Here is a 1,167-nt window from a genome sequence, read left to right as displayed (position 1 = left end):
CACAGCACGACCGGACCCGCCAACGGCGGTAACGCTACAAATCCCTACGATCACACTGCGGCATCACGGGCATAGGCTCGCAAACTGCACTCTGACTCCCCTCCTCCCAGAAGCGCCATCAGATTACCCATCCGCATGGGCAATGGCTTGCGGCTACGGGAAATAGGCAGGTGAGGGCCGCCCAGGGACCAGGGCGATTGCAGACTTACTCCGAGGTGTAAGAGATTTGCACCGCTGGCTACCGTCATTGTCGTCGGCAAGCAACCGCTCCGGAGATCCGCAATGACAAAGCATGACAGAGAAGCCACGAACCCCAACCGCCTCGCCGTTCGCCGAGTAGCCCGGTCGACCACGGTCCAAATGTGCGATCTCCTCGACCCTGAGGACATTGCGACGATGGGCTCCAGGTACTGGCTTGATCTCCTGCACCACATCCGGACCGACACGCTCCGCCCCAGGCTCGACGGTGAGAACCTGCTCATCGAGATCCACGACCCGGCAGCAGGTCAAAGCCCTCACCTGGTGTGCACCACGAAGCGTGCGTACACCGATTTTCAGAAGGCGGCCGTCGATGGCCGGTTCGACGGGTTGAAGCCGGCACCGTACGGCCTGGGGTTCGGTCCGTGGATCTGGGCCGCGGGTGTCGTGGAGGAGGCAGTGGCCAAGGCTCTGGACGGGGTCGCATGAGCTCCCCTCGGGCCGGGTCTGGCGGGGGACCAGTCGGGTGCATTTGGGCTACTCAAGACAGCGCGTCTGTCGGCCGTGCTTGCCCCACGGTGGAGAAGGTTTCGACTCTCCAGGTCGGTGACCTGTCGCCAGGGCTTCACGAGAAGACAACCTGAGCTGAGGCATCGGTGCGACTCCACTCGACACAGGTCCGCACCGCAGTCGGGGTTGGGTTCCCAGCAACTCTTCCAGGGGCTGGGGGCGGGGCTATGGCCGTCCAAATGCCCACGCAGACCGGTCGCAGCTCCGTCGGGTTCAGCTTCGACACGAGAGAGCGACGACGACCGAGGCCGCCTCTGAGAAGGCTGTTGCCGACAAGTCCGAGACCGAAGGCGCCTTCAAGGCTCTCAGAGTGCAGTTTGCGAGCCTATGCCCGTGATGCCGCAGTGTGATCGTAGGGATTTGTAGCGTTACCGCCGTTGGCGGGTCCGGTCGTGCTGT

1 protein-coding gene is annotated in these 1,167 nt (G+C 63.4%); it reads left to right on the top strand.

The genetic code is table 11. The features are described from left to right. The first annotated feature begins 282 nt into the window (after nt 1-282). Nucleotides 283-687, top strand: a complete 405-nt coding sequence (locus ACIA8R_RS52970; RefSeq protein WP_397045854.1) for a hypothetical protein — start codon at nt 283-285, stop codon at nt 685-687. Nucleotides 688-1,167: the final 480 nt, after the last annotated feature.

The organism is Nonomuraea sp. NPDC051191 (assembly GCF_044455665.1).
Taxonomy (GTDB): Bacteria; Actinomycetota; Actinomycetes; order Streptosporangiales; family Streptosporangiaceae; genus Nonomuraea.
Note: the sequence above shows the minus strand (reverse complement) of the source record. Positions and strands in the feature narration are given on the sequence as shown.

Coding starts and splice junctions, on each gene's coding strand:
- ACIA8R_RS52970 (WP_397045854.1), top strand. CDS start 283: ATGACAAAGCATGACAGAGAAGCCACGAACCCCAACCGCCTCGCCGTT.